The sequence below is a fragment of the Amycolatopsis sp. A133 genome (assembly GCF_031082405.1).
GTDB lineage: Bacteria > Actinomycetota > Actinomycetes > Mycobacteriales > Pseudonocardiaceae > Amycolatopsis.
Genome location: NZ_JAVHJU010000014.1, coordinates 1 through 17,825 on the forward strand (window position 1 = coordinate 1; position 17,825 = coordinate 17,825).

Sequence of the window (17,825 nt, forward strand, 5' to 3'; positions counted from 1 at the left end):
CGAAGCGAAAGATCGCTCCTGCCTGCCAACCCGGGCGCGGCAATACCGCACTACCAGTGGACGGATAGCAGCCAGCAACCGCTCCACTGCCTGGGGATCTCCCTCGACAGCAGCGGCGACCGGCTCATCCAGTCCATCCCCCACATTGGCCATCGCAGACAACAGTCCCAGTGTTACGCGTAGGTGTGCAAAGAACCCGGCCCGTGGTCGCCTCCACCGCGCACCGGAGACCGCTACCGTACCTGCGGCCCGGCCCGGAGCGGCGCGCGCGGTACTCCCCGGCGCGCCGCGGCTTGCGTAGCCGCGGAAATACGGATTGTCGTGCAGACCCGCGATCGACATCGACGTTTCAACGAGTGAACGGCGTTGCGGGTACGAGAACCGTCGGAGGGACGGTGCCGGGGCGGCGAACCGCCCCGGGCTGCCCTGGCGGGCGCCGGAATGTGATGGGGACCACACAGATGCGGGCCAGGGCGGTGCGCCCTGGCCCGTCGTCACCTGTGAACCGGCCGTGTCAGGAACGGGGAGAGCGACAGGTCAGCTGACCAGACCGCGGCGGAAGCCGTGCGCCACGGCCTGCGCGCGGTCGCGCACGCCGAGCTTGCGGAACAGCCGCCGGGCGTGGGTTTTGACCGTGTCCTCGGACAGGTAGAGCTCGCGGCCGATCTGGCCGTTGCTCTTGCCCTGGCTCATCCCGCGGAGCACCTGAAGCTCGCGCTCGGTCAGCTGGACGCCCGGGTCGGACGGCTGACGGGGCGCGGGCACCGAGGTGCTCGCCAGGGTGTGGGCCAGCGCGGCGACCAGCTCCGGCCGGGACGCGTCCCAGCGGAGGTAGCCGCGAGCGCCGCCGGCGATCGCGGCAGCGATGCTGCCCGCGTCGTCGGGGGCGCCGAAGACGATGACGTTCGCCTGGGGGTTGGCCGAGACGAGCCGCCGGGTGGCTTCGACACCTGTCGGGACCGCGCGTTGCGTCCCGACCAGCACGACGTCGACGGGCTGACGGGAGTACCGGGCCAGCAGCTCGTCACCGTGCGCTACGCAGTCGATGCGACTGACCCCAGGGACCGCGGACATCACTCGGGTGAGCCCTTCACGGACACTGCGTCGGTCGTCGCAGATCAAGACCGTCGTCACGGGGTTTCCTTCCTGCAGCCGGGTGACATTCCTCTTCCCCTATCGGACGCTTTAGCCCGAACCTTGACACGATCCGGTGGCTTTTTTTGAACTTTCTTAGCCCGGATGCCGGAACACCCCATTCCGACGGCTCAACCACCCGGGACCGGGACCCATGGTGATTCCCCCGCAACCCTCCTCCCGCAAGGATCTGCGCTTCGTAACACTGCGTGCAACACCTGCGCCACTCTGAATCGATACTCCTCGGCGTGTCCTGGGCGCAAGTCGGCCGCCACGAGGGCCGCCGGCCACAAAAGTGAAAGCAGTTCGCATTCCTCGGCGGTCGCCATTGCATTTCCGACAAGGTCGTCCGAAATCTTCCGGTGATCGGGTGCCCCGGCGGCCCGCAAGGCCACAGCCAGCACAATCCCGGATTTCACCGCGTGCCGCCGCGCACCCCGGGCCAGCGCGGTTTCGAAAGCGCGCTCGGCGTGCGGGACGGCGGCGGCGCCCTGACCTGCGGCGAGCTCGATTTCGGCGCCGACCCAGCCGCCCCGGACCCGGGCGCGCCACCCGGTGTCGTGGTCCGCGGCCCGTGCGGCCAGCCTGCGGGCGGCGGAGAGCCGGCCGAGGGCGAGGTTGTCGGCGGCCAAGCCGAGCAGGGCGTCGGCACGGGCACCCGGGGCGTCCAGGCCGTCCGGGTCGCGGCCGGGTGCGGTTCCGGTCCCGGTTCCGGCTCCCGGGGTGCTGGCTTTGGCGAGGGCTTCGCCGTCGAGCGCACGGGCCTGCCGGTGGCCGCCGAGCTGCCGCCGGTGCGACGCGAGGGTGCTGGCGGCGAGGGAGGCCGTCACCGGGTCGCCGTCGCGCCGGAGGACGCCGAGCAGGGTGGCCGCGGCGGCGTACCGGCCCTGCGCGCCGAGGACGATCGCGGCGAGCAGCCGTTCCCGCGGGCTGCCGCGGCCGCGCGTGGCGGCGGGATCGGGCCGCGGATCGCTCCCGAACGCGGCGGCCCTGAGGGCGGGTTCGTGCACCCGTCCTTTCTAGTGGGTGGCACCGACAAAAAATGATCGAAGTGACCGACGCGCAAGTCCCACCGCTCCCTGGAGGGTTCCCTGAGTGGTTGTCAAGCCGCAGCGGGGACGGGAACTGGTTCGGGGTGACGGTAGTGGGTGCCGTTGCGGAGCATGGCGTAGAGGACGTCGCAGCGGCGGCGGGCCAGGCAGATCAACGCGGCGTTGTGCTTCTTCCCCTCGGCCCTCTTCCTGTCGTAGCTGGCCCGGCTGACCGATCCGAGGTCGGCGACCTGATGGCCCGCTGCGCGGGCGACCACTATCGGGGCGAGCTTGTCGAACAGGGCTCTCAGCTTGGGTTCGGTGTTGGGCAGCGGCCCGTCGTGCAGCCGCTTCCCGTCCGGGTCGAGACCGACGGCGTGGTGGGCGTCTTTGCCGACGTCCAGGCCGAGAAACACGATGAAACTGCTGCTCCTCCACCATGCCGTTCGTTCGCCGCGACGTGGTCACCGATCAGGCATCGAGCGCCGGCACCCACGCCTGCGACGAGACCTACCCAGCGGTGGCCGTGTCCCTGTCAGCGGTCCCTCGATGCCACCAGACCCGGTGACACCACCCCCCGGATCATGGGGTTCCACATCGCGGCGGAGCTGTGGACAACCGGCCGCTAGCGGTGCCCGCCGACCAGGACGTGCTCGATGCGGTCCGCCGCTCCCGGCAGGTCCGTCAGCAGCTCCACCTTGTCCGGCAGGCCCGCCGGGTCCCAGCCCGGGCCGCACGCGAACAGCCTGCTGCGCTGGCGGCCACGGGAGACCCTCGCGAACAGCCGCGCGTCCGCGACCCCGCGCCCGTGGGCCCACAGCACCACCGCCGCCGGTGCGCTGCGGCGCACCGCGACCGCCAGCACCTCCGCCGGCAACGGGACGCCGAACAGCTGGGCGCCGATCCGGCGGCCGGCCAGTGCGGCCGCGAGCGCGTACATCGGCATCGAGTCGCGCTCGTCGGGGACGCAGCCGAGGAGCACCGGGCGGGTGTTGCGGGGCTCGTCGAGCACCGGGGTCGCGCGCACCAGCGCCGCGAACACGCACTCGGCCAGCAGGTACTCGACCTCGGCGCCCGCGCTCGCTCCCCGCCAGCGCGCTCCGAGCGCCGACAGCACCGGCTCGATCACGCCGGTCCACGCGGGCAGGACGCCGAGCTCGGCGATCGTGTCGGCGAGCATGCGCTGCACCGCGCCGACGTCCATGGCGAGGGCCGCCGTGCTCAGCCGGCGGGCGAGGCGGGACCGGACCTCGAGGCCGTCGTCGGCGACGGAGGCCCCCGGCAGCTGCCCCGGCTCCTCCGGCTGGGGCGGCCCGGAGCGCGGGATCTGCTCGAGGGCGTACCGCGCGGCCTCGGCCGTCGACGCGCCGCTCAGCAACGCGCGCTGCATCAGTTCGAGCCTGCCGATGTCGGAGCTGCCGTAGCGGCGGTGCCGGCCGTCGGTGTGCCGGCTCGGCCCCAGCCCGTAGCGGCGGTCCCACGTTCGGAGGGTGGACGGCGCGACCCCGAGCCGGCGGGCGACCGAGGCCACCGGCAGGGTGGGTTCTTCGGTGCCCGACCCAGCTCCCACGAGCCTCAATATCCAGGCACCCAGCGCAGTCGGCAACCGGAGGCGAAAGCCCTGCTCACACATCCGGGGGATGCCTAACGGCTGAATCGAACCGAATCGCTTGAACAACTATTGGCGCGCTTCTAACGTTACCGCCGTTGCACCGAATGGAGTATCGGCACCACAGCAGAGCAGCTAGCGGCATCGACCGAATGACGGAGGCGGTCAGGATGGCAGACACGCGCAGGCTCCCAGGACCCAACGCCGACATGTGGGACTGGCAGCTCGAAGGGTCGTGCCGGGGGATGGACAGCGCGTCCTTCTTTCACCCGGACGGCGAGCGCGGCCCGGCGCGGGCACGGCGGGAGGCCAGGGCGAAGGCCGTCTGCCTGAGCTGCCCGGTCTTGGAGATGTGCCGCAGCCACGCGCTGGCCGTGCACGAGCCCTACGGCATCTGGGGCGGGCTCTCGGAGTCCGAACGGGAGCACATCATCAAATCGGACAAACGCGCGCTCAGCATGTCCGGCGGCTGAGCGCGCCACAGACATCGGAGGGCGGCACCGGGTGGGGTGCCGCCCTCCGTGCCGTTCCGAGCTTTCACGTGAAAGCTATCCGGAGCCTTCGCCTCCGGATCACTTTCACGTGAAAGTGCGACAAGAACGGGGCGGCACCCCTGGTGGGATGCCGCCCCGGTTCGGGCCGTGCGTCAGTGCGAGTGGCCGTGACCCGCCGAGGCGGGCTCCTCGTCGGCCGGCTTCTCGACGACGGAGCTCTCCGTCGTCAGCACCAGCCGGGCGATGGAGGCGGCGTTCGCCACCGCCGACCGCGTCACCTTGACCGGGTCGACGATGCCGGCGGCCAGCAGGTCGGTCAGCTCGCCGGTGGCGGCGTTGAAGCCCTGACCCCAGCTCTGCTCCTGGACCTTGTTGACGATGACCGCGCCCTCGTGGCCCGCGTTGGTCGCGATCCAGAACAGCGGGGCCGTCAGCGCGTCCTTCACGATGCGCACGCCGGTGGCCTCGTCGCCTTCGAGGCCGAGGCCGCCCTCGAGCTCCTTGACCGCGTGGACCAGCGCCGAACCACCGCCGGGCAGGATGCCCTCCTCGACGGCCGCCTTGGTCGCGGCCACGGCGTCCTCGATGCGGTGCTTGCGCTCGTTCAGCTCGGTCTCGGTGGCCGCGCCGACCTTGATGACCGCAACCCCGCCGCCGAGCTTCGCGAGCCGCTCCTGCAGCTTCTCGCGGTCCCAGTCGGAGTCGGTGCTCTCGATCTCCTTGCGGATCTGCGCGATCCGCGCCTGGGTGGCGTCCTTGGTGCCGGCGCCGTCGACGATGGTGGTGTCGTCCTTGGTGACGACGATGCGCCGCGCACTGCCGAGCGAACCGAGGTTCGCGTCGGCCAGCTTCATGCCGATCTCCGTGGAGATCACCTCGCCGCCGGTGACGACCGCGAGGTCGTCCAGGAACGCCTTGCGGCGGTCACCGAAGAACGGCGCCTTGACCGCGACGGCGGTGATCGTCTTGCGCAGCGAGTTCACCACGAGGGTGGACAGCGCTTCGCCGTCGACGTCCTCGGCGATGATCAGCAGCGGCTTCTTGGCCTCGACGACCTTCTCGAGCACCGGCAGCAGGTCCGCCAGCGACGAGATCTTCTCGCGGACCAGCAGGATGTAGGCGTCCTCGAGGATCGCCTTCTGCTCCTCCGGGTTGGTCGCGAAGTGCGCCGAGAGGAAGCCCTTGTCGAACTGGACGCCCTCGGTGATCACCAGCTCGGTCGCCAAGGTCGACGACTCCTCGATGGTGATGACGCCGTCTTCGCCGACCTTCTCGACGGCTTCGCCGAGCAGGGCGCCGATGTTCGCGTCACGGGAGGTGACGGTGCCGACCTGCGCGATGTTCTCGCGGCCCTTGACCGGGGTGGCCTTGGCCTTGAGGACCTCGATGACCTTCTCCGCGGCGGCTTCGATGCCGCGGCCGATCGAGGACGGGTTGGCGCCGGCCGCGACGTTGCGCAAGCCGACCTTCACCAGCGACTGCGCGAGCACGGTCGCGGTCGTGGTGCCGTCACCCGCGACGTCGTTGGTCTTGGTGGCGACGCTCTTGGCGAGCTGCGCGCCGAGGTTCTCGAACGGGTCGTCGAGCTCGATCTCACGGGCGACGGTGACACCGTCGAGGGTGATGGTCGGGCCGCCGAACTTCTTGTCGAGCACAACGTGGCGGCCACGCGGGCCGAGGGTGACCTTGACCGCGTCGGCGAGCTTGTTCACCCCGCGCTCGAGTGCGCGACGAGCGTCCTCGTCGAATTTGATCTGCTTGGGCATAGCGTTTTCCGCTTACCTTCCGGTGGTCTTGAACGCACGAACGCCCCGCTCCCCGGCGTTGTGCGGGGCCCGGGGCGTCATGCGCTGCGAGCGGACGTCAGTTGATGACGGCCAGCACGTCGCGGGCGGACAGGATGAGGTAGTCCTCGCCGTTGTACTTGACCTCGGTGCCGCCGTACTTGGAGTAGATGACGACGTCGCCGACGTTCACGTCCAGCGGGACGCGGTTGCCCTTGTCGTCGATCCGGCCCGGGCCCACGGCCAGAACCTTGCCCTCCTGGGGCTTCTCCTTGGCGGTGTCGGGGATGACGAGGCCGGAAGCGGTCGTCTCCTCGGCCTCGCTCGTCTGGACAACGATCTTGTCCTCGAGCGGCTTGATGTTCACGCTCACCGGGTTGACCTCCACGGTCGTCGAAAGCGTTGGCAGGATGTGGTTACGGCTCTACCACCCCCGCCGTCGCGGGTGCCGGGGCTGTTCGGGCCGTGCGATTAGCACTCTATCCACGTGAGTGCCAGTCGTGCAAGGAGGGTCCACCCGACGAGCGAAGAAGCCCCTCGCAACCACCCTGACCGGCAGTTTTACCGAGGCGCCACCCAGATCACCAAGCCGCGACCCGAGCGCCACCCGGGACCGCCCCGGACCTCCCCCGCCAGACAACGAGCGCATCAACAGGGCAGCCCTTACCCCCGAGGTGAGTTTCTGGTTAGGTTCTCACCTCTGGCACCTGCACCCTGGGGGTTCATGCCCATGTCCCGCCCCGTCCCGAGAGCGGCGGCCATCACCGCCGCCATCACCCTCCTCACCGGCCTGGCCGCCACCCCGGCCCAAGCCGGCCCAACGAGCCAACGGCAACGCGACTTCACCGCCGCGGCGACCGAGTTCGGCATCCCGGAGAACATCCTCCTGGGCGTCTCGTACCTGGAGTCCCGCTGGGACGCCAACGCCGGCACGCCCAGCACGTCGGCCGGCTACGGGCCGATGCACCTCACCGACCTGCGCGAAGCCGGAGTGGCGACCAGCCACCACGACGAAGGCACCGAAGACCCGCGCGGCGACGACGCCCGCCCCGCCCGCCACCCGCAGGCCGGCCCCGCCGCCCCACCCCCCACGCTGCAGACCGTCGACGAGGCCGCGCGCCTCCTCGGCACCGACGCCGCAACCCTGCGCTCCGACGCGAAGCAGAACATCCGAGGCGGCGCGGCCCTGCTCGCGGAGTACCACCGGAGCGCGAACGACTGGTACTACGCCGTCGCGCGCTACAGCGGCTCCGCCGACCAGGCCGCCGCGCAGACCTTCGCCGACGAAGTCTTCGACACGGTCAAGACCGGCGTCGCCCGGACGACGGACGACGGCCAGCAGGTCACGCTGTCCCCGACGCCGGACCTGGCCGTCCCGCCGCACGGCGAGACGACGGCCGCGAACGTCGAGTGCCCGAAGCGGGTCGCCTGCGAGTCCGTGCCCGCGCCTTACCAGGAACTGCCGAACGACGACTACGGCAACCACGACCTCGCAGACCGGCCGTCGAGCCAGAAGATCGACCACATCGTCATCCACGACACCGAGGGCTACTGGGCGAACGTCCTCGACCTCGTGCAGGACCCGACGTACGTGAGCTGGCACTACTCCATCCGCTCGGCCGACGGCCTGATCGCGCAGCACGTGCCGACCAAGGACGTCGCCTGGCACGCCGGCAACTGGTACGTCAACGCGAAGTCGATCGGCATCGAGCACGAAGGCTTCGCCGCGAAGGGCACCTGGTACACCGAGGCCATGTACCGCTCGAGCGCGAAGCTCGTCGGCTACCTCTCGCGCAAGTACGGCATCCCGCTCGACCGCGCGCACATCATCGGCCACGACAACGTGCCGGGCACGACGCCGGCCACGATCCCGGGCATGCACTGGGACCCGGGCCCCTACTGGGACTGGTCGCACTACTTCGACCTGCTGGGCGCGCCGCTCGGCGGGTTCGGCCTGCCGGGCTCGTCGCTGGTCACCATCGATCCGGACTTCGCGAAGAACCAGCCCGCGTTCACCGGCTGCGACGGCCCCGGCACCACCTGCGTGCCGCGCGGCTCGGAGGCCGTCATCCTGCACTCGGAGCCCAGTGAGTCCTCGCCGCTGCTGGTCGACATCGGCCTGCACCCGAAGGGCACGGCGTCCACCATGGACGTCGCCGACGTGGGCAGCCGCGTCGCGACCGGGCAGCGGTACGCCGTCGCCGAAGTCCGGGGCGACTGGACGGCGATCTGGTACCTCGGCCAGAAGGGCTGGTTCCAGAACCCGCGCAACGCCCGGGTCGCGAAGCCCGCGATCGGCTGGGTCGTGACGCCGAAGCCCGGCGCCGCCTCGGTGCCGGTGTTCGGGCGCGCCTACCCCGAGCCGGAGGCCTACCCGGCCGGCGTGACCGTGCAGGCGATCACGCCGCTGCCGTACACGCTCTCCGCCGGCCAGAAGTACTCCTCCGGCGGAACGGTCGGCTCGGAGTACTACTGGGCGACCACCTTCGACCCCGCGAACCACGTGGTCGTGAAGGGCAAGCTCAAGTACGTCCAGATCCAGTTCGGGCACCGGATCGCCTTCGTCAAGGCCGACGACGTCCGGATCGTCCCGGCGTTCTGACGCACCGGGTGGAGGTCGCGCTCACGCGTCGAGCGCGACCTTCACCCCGGCCGACTGCTCGGTGTTGCGGCGCGTCTTCGCCCAGCCGTTGCGCCCGCGCACCAGCCTGAACAGCGCCCGCCACGACGTCACGTAGAACGTGTAGATGTACGCGGCGTACGCGAAGCCCATGCCCAGCCCGCGCAGGAAGTTCCTGCTGCGCAAGCACTTCAGCTGGTAGATCGGGCCCCAGACCAGGAACGGCAGCAGCCCGAACGAGCCGTAGACGGCGAACAGGATCCAGGCGCCGCCGGTGAACCACGTCCACATCTGCGCCGGGTCGCCCGCGGTGCCGATCACCAGGAGCACGAACGGGATCGGGTACAGCAGCGAACCCAGCAGCTGCAGCCACGGCTGGGCCAGGTAGTACATCATCTCCGCCGCGCCGAGCGTGCTGACGTGCGGGGAATCCCAGATCCGCCGCAGGTACCGGGCGCACTGCATGGTGCCCTGGCCCCACCGCGTGCGCTGCACGAGGAACCGCCGCAGGCTGTACAGACCTTCTTGCGCCACATGAGAGTCCGGGGTGAACCCGGTGCGCCAGCCGGCCGTGAGCAGGTGGACGCCGAGTTCGAAGTCCTCCAGCAGCGAGCCGCGCCACGGCTGTTCGTCTTCGCCCGCGATCGAGTCGAGCGCCGTGAGCCGGGTGAACTGGCCGTTGCCGCCCATGGAGATGGTGCCGGTGAAGCCGCGGGACGTCTGGATCGCCGCGATCGCCGTCCGGAACTCCAGGTCCTGCAGCTGCGCGAGCTTCAGCCCGAACCAGCGGCCGGCCGGGTTGCGGCTCGGCGGCGGCGTGCCGACGTTGCTCATCCGGACGTCCAGCTGCACCGCACCCACCGCCGGGTCGCCGAAGAGGTGCGGTGCCGCGCAGGCTTCGAGGCAGTTCGGCGCCGGACGGCCGTCGGCGTCGACGACCACCACGACGACGTCGTCGCGGCGCGCGTCCGGGCCCATCCAGTCGTTCAGGGCGCGGTACGCCGCGTTCAGCGCGTCACCCTTGCCGGTCCGGGCTTCGGGCCGCACGCGCGGCACCAGGTGCAGGTACGGGTCGTAGCCGCCGTGGCGCCGCCACAGCATCCGGACGACGCGCGCGGTGCGGTCCTCCGAGTCGTCGTCGACGACCCAGACGTGCGCCCGGCGGAACGTCGTGCGCAGGTAGCGGACGGTCTCGCGGATGACCGTCTGCTCGTCGCGGCAGGGCACGAAGAAGTGCCACGTGAAGCCGGCCGGGTCGCCGGCGGGGCCGGGTTTACGGCGCAGGTACGGCACCACGATCACCACGACGTAGACGAGGAACGCCACGCTCATCGTGAGCGCGAACGCCTGCGTGATCGCCAGGACGACCTTGACGCTCATGCTTTCTTCTTCCGGGTGGCCAGCCAGACGAACAGGACGATCGAGACGGCGCCGCCGAACACGCTCACCATCGAGCCGAGCAGCGTGTGCCCCCAGTAGTAGCCATCGTCGGTGCCGAACCGGTGCACGAGCCCGACGATCGTGAGAATGCGCAGCTGATTCACCAGCACGACGACGACCGCGGAAATGCCGAGCGAAAGAAAGAGCCGTCGCGCATTCGACGGCCGGAAGTACAGCATGACCATCGTCACAACGAGCAGCGGGAGCAAGAGGAACGCCGAAGAACATTCCGGTGTCATTCTCAACCCGAACGGAGCAGCGCTCGTCAACCCAAAGTAAACAGACTCCCGATCGGGTGCCACATAAACACCCGATGTAGTGAACAGGTCGAGGATCGCGCCGGCGAGCCGCACTTCCAGCTCGCGGTAGAACCGCTCGGCCAGCACCACCCCGACCCCCGCGGCCGCAAGCGCACTCAGCGCCATGACCAGCGAAAACCTTGTCGTTCCTGAGTTCGGCGCGCTCGCTACCGCCACGACGTTCCTTCCGGTGCCGATTTTCCGATCAAGCTGCGGACCCCGGGCGAGCGTAGGACATGTGTGCCACGGGTTTCCACTCGGAGGGGTGGAAAAGCCGCCCAATCGGCTGATGTTTCGCCGAACTTGTTACGCCGTTCGAGTGATACCGAAAACGACCAGCGGAAACGGCGGCGAGCCTTACCCGATCCGGTGATCCGGGAAATTTTGTGTGCTATTCCGGCCGGTCTTCGCGATAGTCGATCCGCGTGCCGAGTTCGAGGCAAGCCGGTTCGATCCGCGCCACGGTCACGCAAACCCCCGATCAATCCAGCAATTCGGAGGAACACTTGATGAAGAGCTCCCTCGTGCGCCGTGGCGGGCTGCTCGCCGCGGTCGTGGCGAGCGTCGTGCTCGCCGGCGCGGCCCCCGCTTCGGCAGCACCCGGCGACGGGTCCGCATACGGCGTCAAGGTCAACGTCAAGCTGCTCGGCCAGGACGCGGTGAAAGCGGGCCCGTTCGCGGCCGCCAGCACCGCGGGCCCGGCGACCAGCAGCCTGGCGAAGGTCGACCTGACCGGCGTCCTGACCACCGGCGTGATCAACACCGAGGCCAAGCGCGACGAGAATTCCGGTGCGGTGACGGCGAAGGCGAGCACCGCCGACGTCGGGTTGCCGCTGCTCAAGGCGGCCCTCGGCAACGTCGGCATCAAGCTCGTCGAGGCCGTCTGCACCGCGACGCAGAAGGGCGTCGAAGGCAGCGCGAAACTGGTCGGCGCGAACCTCGGCAGCGTCGGCGCGGTCGACTCGACCCCGGCCGCGAACACGCAGATCAAGGTCGGTCTCGGCGCGCTCAACGTCGCCACGATCATCCTGAACGAGCAGATCAAGAACGCCGACGGCAGCCTCACGGTCAACGCCGTCCACGTGAAGCTGCTCGGCGAAGGGCTCAAGGCGCTCGGCTCGGGTGACGTGGTCGTGTCGTCGGCGACCTGCGGCCCGGCCGCGCCGCCGATGCCGCTGGCGTCCGGGGCCGGGCTCTGGATCGGGCTCGGCCTGCTCGGCGCCGTCGCGGTGCCGGTCGGCACGCGCATCTTCCGCCGCCGTTTCGCGCAGGCCTGAGCGAGGTCGGAGATGTACAAGATGCCGGGCGCCGGAGTCGGCGTGGCCGGTGGCGGGGTCGGCACCCTCGCCGCCACCGGAGCCGACATCGGGTGGTGGCTGGCCGTCGGCGTGCTCCTGGTCCTGCTCGGGACCGTCGCGCTGATCGCCGTCCACCGCCGCAACCGCCGTCTCTCCCAGGCGCGGGACTGAGGCGGTGACCCCCCGGGCCGCCGGCGTGTGCCCCTCGCACGCCGGCGGCCCCGTGGGAAAGAAATTCCTGGACACTGAACGATGTGGAGAAGGGGCACCGCGGGGTGGACGTGATGTTGCTGGCCGGGACGCGCCCGGAAGCCCTCAAGCTCGCGCCGCTGGCACTGGCGCTGGCCGCCCACCCGGCGCTGCGGCCGGTGCTGGTCCACAGCGGCCAGCACCCGGGCATGGTCGAGCAGGCCCTGGAGCCGTTCGGCCTGGCCGTGGACGCGTGGCTGGACGTGCCGCCGCGGGTGACCGGCGGCCAGGCCGAGCTGATGGCGGGCCTGCTGCCCGCCCTCGACGACGCGCTGCGCCGGCACGCCCCGGCCGCGCTGGTCGTCCAGGGCGACACGACGACGACGCTGGCCGGTGCGCTGGCGGCGTTCTGGCTGGGCATCCCGGTGGTGCACCTGGAAGCCGGGCTGCGCACGCACGACCTCGCGGCGCCGTTCCCGGAGGAGGGCGCGCGGCAGATGGTGTCGCGGCTCGCGGCGCTGCACTTGGCGCCGACGCTCGGCGCGGCGGCGGCGTTGCGCTCGGAAGGCGTTGCGCGGCAGCAGATCGCGGTCACGGGCAACACGGTCGTCGACGCCGTCCTGGAGATCGCGGCCCGCGACCTGCCGGCGCGCGACACGGCGCTGGCGTTGCTGGAGATGGAGCTCGCGGAGGCCGGTGAGCGGCTGGTGCTCGTCACGTCGCACCGGCGGGAGTCCTGGGGCGAGCCGCTGGAGCGAACGCTGGCGGCGGTGCAGCTGATCGTGGCCGAGCACCCGGACGTGCAGGTGCTGTTCCCGGCGCACCCCAATCCGCAGGTCCGCGCCCAGGTGGAGGCGGCGCTGGCCGGCCTGCCCCGGGTGACGGTGACGGATCCCCTCGAGTACCCGGACCTGGTCCGCGCGCTGCGGCTGGCGTCGGTGGTGCTGACGGATTCCGGCGGCATCCAGGAGGAGGCGCCGACGTTCGGTACCCCGGTGTTGGTGCTGCGCGAGGTGACCGAGCGCGTGGAGGTCGTGGAGGCGGGGTGCGCGTGGCTGGTGGGCACGGACACCGAGCGCATCGCGGACACGGCGGCGCGGCTGCTGAGCGGCGAACTGCGCCCGGCTCAGGTGGGCAACCCCTACGGCGAAGGCAATGCGGCGGTCCTGGCGGTCGCGGCGATCGAGGAACTGCTGGGCGTACGGACCGCGGCCCCGGCGACGGCGTCCTAAATCGGTCGCGGGCCCGCGACCGGGTCAACGACACTGGCGTCCGTGGACGTCGAACTCGTCACCGCCACCGAGGCGGACAAGCCGGTGCTGGCGAACCTGATCCAGCTCTACCAGTACGACTTTTCCGAGATCCGCGGTCTGGACCTCACCCCGCACGGCACGTTCACCTACCGCTACCTGGATTCGTACTTCACCGAATCCGGCCGCGAGGCGCACTTCATCACCGTCGACGGCACGCTCGGCGGCTTCGCCCTGCTGCGCAGCGACGTCGACAACGACGGGTCGTGGAACGTCGCCGAGTTCTTCGTCGTCCGCCGGTACCGCCACCAGGGCGTGGCCCGCCGGGCAGCCCGGCTGCTGTTCACCCGCCACCCCGGCGAGTGGACGCTGTCGTTCGACCGCAACAACCCGCCGGCTGCAGCGCTGTGGCGGTCAGTCGTGGCGGAGGCGGCCACGGGCGGGATCACCGAGACCGAACGTCCGCCGCCCATCGCGGGCACACGGCTGCGGTTCACGGTCTAGGGCCTGATCGAAGTCGTCGCGGGCAGGTTGGCGCTGTGGGGCGTGTCGGTGGTCGGCATGGGGAGAGAAGGTGGCTGGGCTTCAAGCACGGCTTCGCCGTGGCGTGGGAAATCGGCGCTCCGCGGGATTGCGCCGCGTCGCGGTCGGCAGCGCCGATTCCCCACGCTTCGCTTGCCCTGCCGGGCTTTCGTGGTGTTCTGGGGTGCGGACAGTGGCTTTGATCTTTGCCCGATCGAGTGACGAACCCGTGTTCGATGGTCGGTAATTTGGAGGCATGACCAGCAACGCAGCTCACACCTCCTCCGACGCGGTGGCTTTTGCCGACCGCATCGGTGAGCTGCTCACAACCATGCGCTCCGCCGAAGCCGAACTCGGTGCTCTGTTGGTGGACATCGAGCAGCGCGGAGTGATGGAGCTGTTCGGCTACCGCTCCGCTGCCCGGTTGTTGGAGCATGTCGGCGATGTGCCGAAGCCGGCTGCGGAACGTCTGGTGAAACGTGCCCGTTTGGTGAATCCCGGCCGGAACCTTGATGGCAGCCCGATCCCCGCCCTGGCCCCTGCTACCGGTGCTGCTGCTCTGGCGGGGCGGTTGAGCAACCCGATGATCGATGTGATCACCGATGTTCTGGCTCAGGTTCCGCCTGTGCACTGTTCGAGTGCCGAGGCCAACCTGCTGACCTTCGCCGAAGAGGCCGGGCACAAGCAGGTCGCCGCCCTGGGCGCCCGCATCCTCGCCCACCTCGTTCCCGATGGAACCGCGCCTGACGACATCGAGCCCGTGGCCCCGGCCCGTGAGTTGTTCCTGCGCCGGAAAAGAACCGGGGTGTGGGAGCTGAGCGGTCGGTTCGATGACGAAACCGGCACCCGTGCCAGCGCGTTGCTGGACGCGTTGGCCGAGCGTCGCAACGGGGACGAAGGACCCGACTTCCGCACCACTCCGCAGCGCTACGGCGATGCCTTCTCCGATGCCGTGGATCTCGCCCTGAACTCTCCGGACCTGCCGATGCAGGCCGGGGAACGAGCCCACGTGATGGTCGCGGTCTCCCTGGAGGATCTGAAGTCCGGGGTCGGGAAGGCCACGCTCGGCGATACCGGGGAAATGTCGGCCGCCGAAGCCCGGGTGCATGCCTGCGATGCCATGATCATCCCTGCGGTCCTGGGCGCCAACAGCGAACCGCTCAATCTCGGTCGCCTCCGCCGGTTGATCTCGGCCGGGTTGCGTCGGGCTCTGTTCCTCCGGGACCGGGGTTGTGCTTTCCCGGGCTGTCATCGGCCGCCTCGGCACTGTCAAGGTCATCACATCCGGCACTGGGCTGATGGCGGACCTACAGACCTCACCAACCTGGTACTGATGTGCGCCCACCACCACCGGTTACTGCACCGGTCGGGCTGGGAAGTGCGTATCGCCGCCGACGGACGCCCCGAGTTCCTGCCTCCAGTGTTCATCGACCGGCGCCGACTACCCCGGCGCAACAACCTGCACGAAACCCTGCCATTCGCAGCCTGAACACGGGAAAGGCCACGAGCGGTTCACCCCAGCCCAGCTCGACACGACTTCGATACAGGACCGAGCGCAAGCGCCCACCGCGGCCCGCAAGCTGGCGACGTGGGGATCACCAACCGGCTGAACAAGGACCGCAACCTCTGGCTCTGCACACGTGCGCAACGTCCTGAACGACCTCCGAGTAAGCCTCGCACTCGAGGACGGCGACAACCCGATCGTCGCCGAAGGGCGGGCACGACTCCACCGCGACGCACTGCCCAACGACGTCCTCGCCGCGATCGCCGCCAAGTACGACGGCTGGGATGTCGGCAAAGAGATCGCCCCCTTCGGCCCTCGAGTCCTGCTCGAGGTGCCGGTCGACCGGTGGCTACTGAAGGGAACAGCCCAGTAGCTAGAGCGAAACCACGTTCACCGGCAAAGCCGGGTTCGCGCTGAAGTCCAGCCGTGCCGTCGGCCGTTTCGCCGCCACCACATGCGCCCCCAAAGCCGCGATCATCGCACCGTTGTCCGTGCACAGCCTCGGCCTCGGCACCCGCAGCTCGATGCCCGCCACCGCGCAGCGCTCCGCCGCCAGCTCCTTCAACCGCGAATTCGCCGCCACGCCACCGGAAATCACCATCGTGTCGATTCCCTGCTCCTTCGCCGCGCGGATCGCCTTCGCCGTCAGCACGTCCGCGACGGCCTCCTGGAACGACGCCGCGACGTCGTCCACCGGAATCTCCTCGCCACGCCGCAAAGCGCCTTCGACCCAACGAGCGACCGACGTCTTCAAGCCGGAGAAGGAAAAGTCGAACTTCGCGTCGCGGGGGCCCGTCATGCCGCGGGGGAACGCGATCGCCGCCGGGTTGCCGTTCTTGGCCGCCTTGTCGATCGGCGGGCCGCCCGGGTACGGCAGGCCCAGCACGCGGGCCACCTTGTCGTACGCCTCGCCCGCCGCGTCGTCCACAGTGGACCCGAGCTCGGTGATCGACGACGCGATGTCGTCGACGCGCAGCAGCTGCGTGTGCCCGCCCGAGACCAGCAGCGCCAGGCACGGCGTGGGCAACGGCCCGTGCTGCAGCGTGTCCACCGCGATGTGCCCGGCCAGGTGGTTGACCCCGTACAGCGGCACGTCCAGCGCCGTCGCGTACGCCTTCGCCGCCGAGACGCCGACGAGCAGCGCGCCCGCCAGGCCCGGCCCCGCCGTCACCGCGATCGCGTCCACATCGGACATCGACAGCCCCGCCGTGGCGAACGCGCGCTCGGTCGTCGGGACCATCGCTTCGAGGTGCGCGCGGCTGGCGACTTCGGGCACCACGCCGCCGAAGCGGGCGTGCTGCTCCACGCTGGAGGCCACTTCGTCCGCGAGCAGCTCGACCGTGCCGTCGTCGTGCAGCCGGACCAGGCCGACGCCGGTCTCGTCGCACGAGCTCTCGATGCCCATGATGATGCGTGCCATCAGCCCGCCACCCCGTCTCGCGTCCGCGCCGGGCGGACCATCGTGTACGCGTCGGCGCCGGAAGGCTGGTAGTAGCGCTTCCGGATGCCGAGCCGTTCGAAGCCGTGGCGCTCGTACAGGGCGAGCGCGGTGGTGTTGTCCGTGCGGACCTCGAGGAAGACCGGCGCCTCGAACTCGTCGGCCCGCGTCAGCAGCGCCTGCAGCAGCGCCTTGCCGATCCCCTGGCCCTGGTGTTCGGGGGCGACGCCGATGGTGTGCACGGTCGCCTCGTACTCGCCGCGGCGGCGCCCGACGACGGCCAGCCCGGCGTAACCGAGCAGCTCGTCACCCTCGTCCGGGCGCGCGGCGAGGTAGAAGTTGCCCGCGTCCAGTTCGGAGTGGAAGGCGCGCGCGCTCCACGGGTCGTCCCCGGGGAACAGGATCTTCTCGATCTCCACGCACCGGGCGATGTCCATGCGGCGCAGGGGTCCGAGTCTCACGGAGCGGTCACCCGTTTCGGCGCGGCGGGCTCCGCGGCGTCGGGACGGCGCAGGTACAACGGCGTCAGCGGCGCCGGCGGTTCCTGCGCGAGCAAGGCGCTCCGAGCGACCTTCACCAGCCCGGCGGGCGACGGGAACCGCGGCTCGACCGGCCGGACGTCGAGCGCGTCGGCGTAGAGGAGGGCGCCGTCCCCGGCCGCCACCTTGACGCCGGTCTCGAGGTCGGCGGGACGCTGGACGTGCGGGCCGTCGGTGCGCCGCCCCTCGGCGTCGTAGGCGGCCCAGTAGACCTCGCGGCGCCGGGCGTCGGTCAGGACGAGGAAAGCGTTGTCCCCCGGCGGCACGTCGGCGGCCAGCGCGTCGAGGCTGCAGACCGGGTACACCGGGATGCCGAGGGCGTGACCGAGCGCGGCGGCGGTGGCCATCCCGGCGCGCAGGCCGGTGAACGGCCCGGGGCCAACACCGGCGACGATCGCGTCGAGGTCCTTCAGGGTCACGCCGGCGGCTTCGGCAGCGGCCAGTGCGTGCGGCGTGATCAGCTCTCCGTGGGCGCGGGGGTCGACCGTGACGCGGTCACCGCGCGTCTCGACCCGCTCGCCGTCCAGCGCGACGACGCCCGCGGTCACCGCCGGGGTCGAGGTATCGATCGCCAGTACCAACACGGTGTCCCAGCCTACGACCAGCGTCTTCGCCTGCTTGCTGCAGGGGACCGATCAGCACGGTAACGTGCGGATGGAGTCCGACACTGGGAG

At 70.4% G+C, this 17,825-nt stretch carries 18 protein-coding genes and 3 pseudogenes; 8 read left to right on the forward strand and 13 right to left on the reverse strand.

Going from position 1 to position 17,825, the window contains the following annotated elements; all coding sequences use genetic code 11:
* The 6 genes and pseudogenes from Q5425_RS13840 to Q5425_RS13865 all read right to left on the reverse strand — a co-directional run.
* Positions 1-153, reverse strand: a pseudogene (locus Q5425_RS13840) (RNA polymerase subunit sigma); the annotation flags it as partial.
* A gap of 384 nt (positions 154-537) precedes the next feature.
* Positions 538-1,134, reverse strand: coding sequence for a response regulator transcription factor (locus Q5425_RS13845; RefSeq protein ID WP_003073605.1), 597 nt, complete (start codon positions 1,132-1,134; stop codon positions 538-540).
* A 131-nt stretch (positions 1,135-1,265) separates the two neighbouring features.
* The gene (locus tag Q5425_RS13850) at positions 1,266-2,144 is read right to left on the reverse strand and encodes a hypothetical protein (RefSeq protein ID WP_308672607.1); all 879 of its coding nucleotides are present in this window, start codon (positions 2,142-2,144) and stop codon (positions 1,266-1,268) included.
* 92 nt (positions 2,145-2,236) lie between these two features.
* A pseudogene (locus Q5425_RS13855) lies at positions 2,237-2,395 on the reverse strand (IS110 family transposase); the annotation flags it as partial.
* 9 nt (positions 2,396-2,404) lie between these two features.
* Positions 2,405-2,584 (reverse strand): annotated as a pseudogene (locus tag Q5425_RS13860) (transposase); the annotation flags it as partial.
* A 206-nt stretch (positions 2,585-2,790) separates the two neighbouring features.
* A complete protein-coding gene (locus Q5425_RS13865; protein ID WP_396135170.1) occupies positions 2,791-3,696 on the reverse strand; it encodes a MerR family transcriptional regulator in 906 nt (301 codons plus the stop codon).
* Positions 3,697-3,944: 248 nt separating this feature from the next.
* On the opposite strand from Q5425_RS13865, the gene Q5425_RS13870 reads away from it, so the two are divergent.
* Positions 3,945-4,247, forward strand: a complete 303-nt coding sequence (locus tag Q5425_RS13870) for a WhiB family transcriptional regulator (RefSeq protein ID WP_033261506.1) — start codon at positions 3,945-3,947, stop codon at positions 4,245-4,247.
* A gap of 173 nt (positions 4,248-4,420) precedes the next feature.
* Here Q5425_RS13870 and groL read toward each other — a convergent pair whose 3' ends face one another.
* Both groL and groES read right to left on the reverse strand, forming a co-directional pair.
* Entirely contained in the window at positions 4,421-6,034 is a 1,614-nt protein-coding gene (gene groL / locus Q5425_RS13875; protein WP_308672609.1) for a chaperonin GroEL, read from the reverse strand.
* Between the two features lie 97 nt (positions 6,035-6,131).
* Positions 6,132-6,425 carry a co-chaperone GroES gene (gene groES, locus Q5425_RS13880; protein WP_004559922.1) on the reverse strand — a complete coding sequence of 98 codons (294 nt, stop codon included), beginning with the start codon at positions 6,423-6,425 and terminating at the stop codon, positions 6,132-6,134.
* Between the two features lie 357 nt (positions 6,426-6,782).
* Between groES and Q5425_RS13885 the strand changes: the two genes are divergently transcribed.
* Complete coding sequence (locus Q5425_RS13885) at positions 6,783-8,654, forward strand: N-acetylmuramoyl-L-alanine amidase (RefSeq protein ID WP_308672610.1); 1,872 nt, start codon at positions 6,783-6,785, stop codon at positions 8,652-8,654.
* Between the two features lie 21 nt (positions 8,655-8,675).
* Here Q5425_RS13885 and Q5425_RS13890 read toward each other — a convergent pair whose 3' ends face one another.
* Both Q5425_RS13890 and xrtP read right to left on the reverse strand, forming a co-directional pair.
* Positions 8,676-10,052, reverse strand: coding sequence for a glycosyltransferase family 2 protein (locus Q5425_RS13890; protein ID WP_308672611.1), 1,377 nt, complete (start codon positions 10,050-10,052; stop codon positions 8,676-8,678).
* Entirely contained in the window at positions 10,049-10,537 is a 489-nt protein-coding gene (gene xrtP / locus Q5425_RS13895) for an exosortase P (protein WP_396135171.1), read from the reverse strand. The genes Q5425_RS13890 and xrtP overlap by 4 nt, the downstream gene beginning before the upstream one ends.
* Before the next feature lie 383 nt (positions 10,538-10,920).
* On the opposite strand from xrtP, the gene Q5425_RS13900 reads away from it, so the two are divergent.
* From Q5425_RS13900 to Q5425_RS13925, 6 genes are all read left to right on the forward strand, one after another.
* On the forward strand, positions 10,921-11,688 hold the full coding sequence (locus Q5425_RS13900; RefSeq protein ID WP_308672613.1) for a choice-of-anchor P family protein: 768 nt from the start codon (positions 10,921-10,923) through the stop codon (positions 11,686-11,688).
* A gap of 12 nt (positions 11,689-11,700) precedes the next feature.
* Positions 11,701-11,880: an LPXTG cell wall anchor domain-containing protein gene (locus tag Q5425_RS13905; RefSeq protein WP_247015003.1), complete on the forward strand. Its 180-nt coding sequence runs from the start codon at positions 11,701-11,703 to the stop codon at positions 11,878-11,880.
* Positions 11,881-11,984: 104 nt separating this feature from the next.
* Positions 11,985-13,130, forward strand: a complete 1,146-nt coding sequence (gene wecB, locus Q5425_RS13910) for a non-hydrolyzing UDP-N-acetylglucosamine 2-epimerase (protein ID WP_308672632.1) — start codon at positions 11,985-11,987, stop codon at positions 13,128-13,130.
* A gap of 42 nt (positions 13,131-13,172) precedes the next feature.
* A complete protein-coding gene (locus Q5425_RS13915) occupies positions 13,173-13,652 on the forward strand; it encodes a GNAT family N-acetyltransferase (protein WP_308672614.1) in 480 nt (159 codons plus the stop codon).
* Between the two features lie 274 nt (positions 13,653-13,926).
* Complete coding sequence (locus Q5425_RS13920) at positions 13,927-15,159, forward strand: DUF222 domain-containing protein (protein WP_308672615.1); 1,233 nt, start codon at positions 13,927-13,929, stop codon at positions 15,157-15,159.
* Positions 15,160-15,310: 151 nt separating this feature from the next.
* Complete coding sequence (locus Q5425_RS13925) at positions 15,311-15,547, forward strand: hypothetical protein (RefSeq protein WP_308672616.1); 237 nt, start codon at positions 15,311-15,313, stop codon at positions 15,545-15,547.
* Here the strand turns inward: Q5425_RS13925 and tsaD are convergent, their stop codons facing one another.
* The 3 genes from tsaD to tsaB are packed head-to-tail and all read right to left on the reverse strand — an operon-like array spanning position 15,548 to position 17,735.
* Positions 15,548-16,594, reverse strand: a complete 1,047-nt coding sequence (gene tsaD / locus Q5425_RS13930; protein ID WP_308672617.1) for a tRNA (adenosine(37)-N6)-threonylcarbamoyltransferase complex transferase subunit TsaD — start codon at positions 16,592-16,594, stop codon at positions 15,548-15,550.
* Positions 16,594-17,073, reverse strand: coding sequence for a ribosomal protein S18-alanine N-acetyltransferase (gene rimI, locus Q5425_RS13935; RefSeq protein WP_308672618.1), 480 nt, complete (start codon positions 17,071-17,073; stop codon positions 16,594-16,596). Before rimI ends, tsaD begins: the two co-directional genes overlap by 1 nt.
* Positions 17,070-17,735, reverse strand: coding sequence for a tRNA (adenosine(37)-N6)-threonylcarbamoyltransferase complex dimerization subunit type 1 TsaB (tsaB, locus tag Q5425_RS13940; protein ID WP_308672619.1), 666 nt, complete (start codon positions 17,733-17,735; stop codon positions 17,070-17,072). Before tsaB ends, rimI begins: the two co-directional genes overlap by 4 nt.
* Positions 17,736-17,825: the final 90 nt, after the last annotated feature.

What these genes read in the sequence shown, in the direction of transcription:
- Q5425_RS13870 (WP_033261506.1), top strand. Translation starts at nt 3,945, where the DNA reads ATGGCAGACACGCGCAGGCTCCCAGGACCCAACGCCGACATGTGGGAC.
- groL (WP_308672609.1), bottom strand. Translation starts at nt 6,034, where the DNA reads ATGCCCAAGCAGATCAAATTCGACGAGGACGCTCGTCGCGCACTCGAG.
- Q5425_RS13885 (WP_308672610.1), top strand. Translation starts at nt 6,783, where the DNA reads ATGTCCCGCCCCGTCCCGAGAGCGGCGGCCATCACCGCCGCCATCACC.
- Q5425_RS13890 (WP_308672611.1), bottom strand. Translation starts at nt 10,052, where the DNA reads ATGAGCGTCAAGGTCGTCCTGGCGATCACGCAGGCGTTCGCGCTCACG.
- xrtP (WP_396135171.1), bottom strand. Translation starts at nt 10,537, where the DNA reads ATGGCGCTGAGTGCGCTTGCGGCCGCGGGGGTCGGGGTGGTGCTGGCC.
- Q5425_RS13900 (WP_308672613.1), top strand. Translation starts at nt 10,921, where the DNA reads ATGAAGAGCTCCCTCGTGCGCCGTGGCGGGCTGCTCGCCGCGGTCGTG.
- Q5425_RS13905 (WP_247015003.1), top strand. Translation starts at nt 11,701, where the DNA reads ATGTACAAGATGCCGGGCGCCGGAGTCGGCGTGGCCGGTGGCGGGGTC.
- Q5425_RS13920 (WP_308672615.1), top strand. Translation starts at nt 13,927, where the DNA reads ATGACCAGCAACGCAGCTCACACCTCCTCCGACGCGGTGGCTTTTGCC.
- tsaD (WP_308672617.1), bottom strand. Translation starts at nt 16,594, where the DNA reads ATGGCACGCATCATCATGGGCATCGAGAGCTCGTGCGACGAGACCGGC.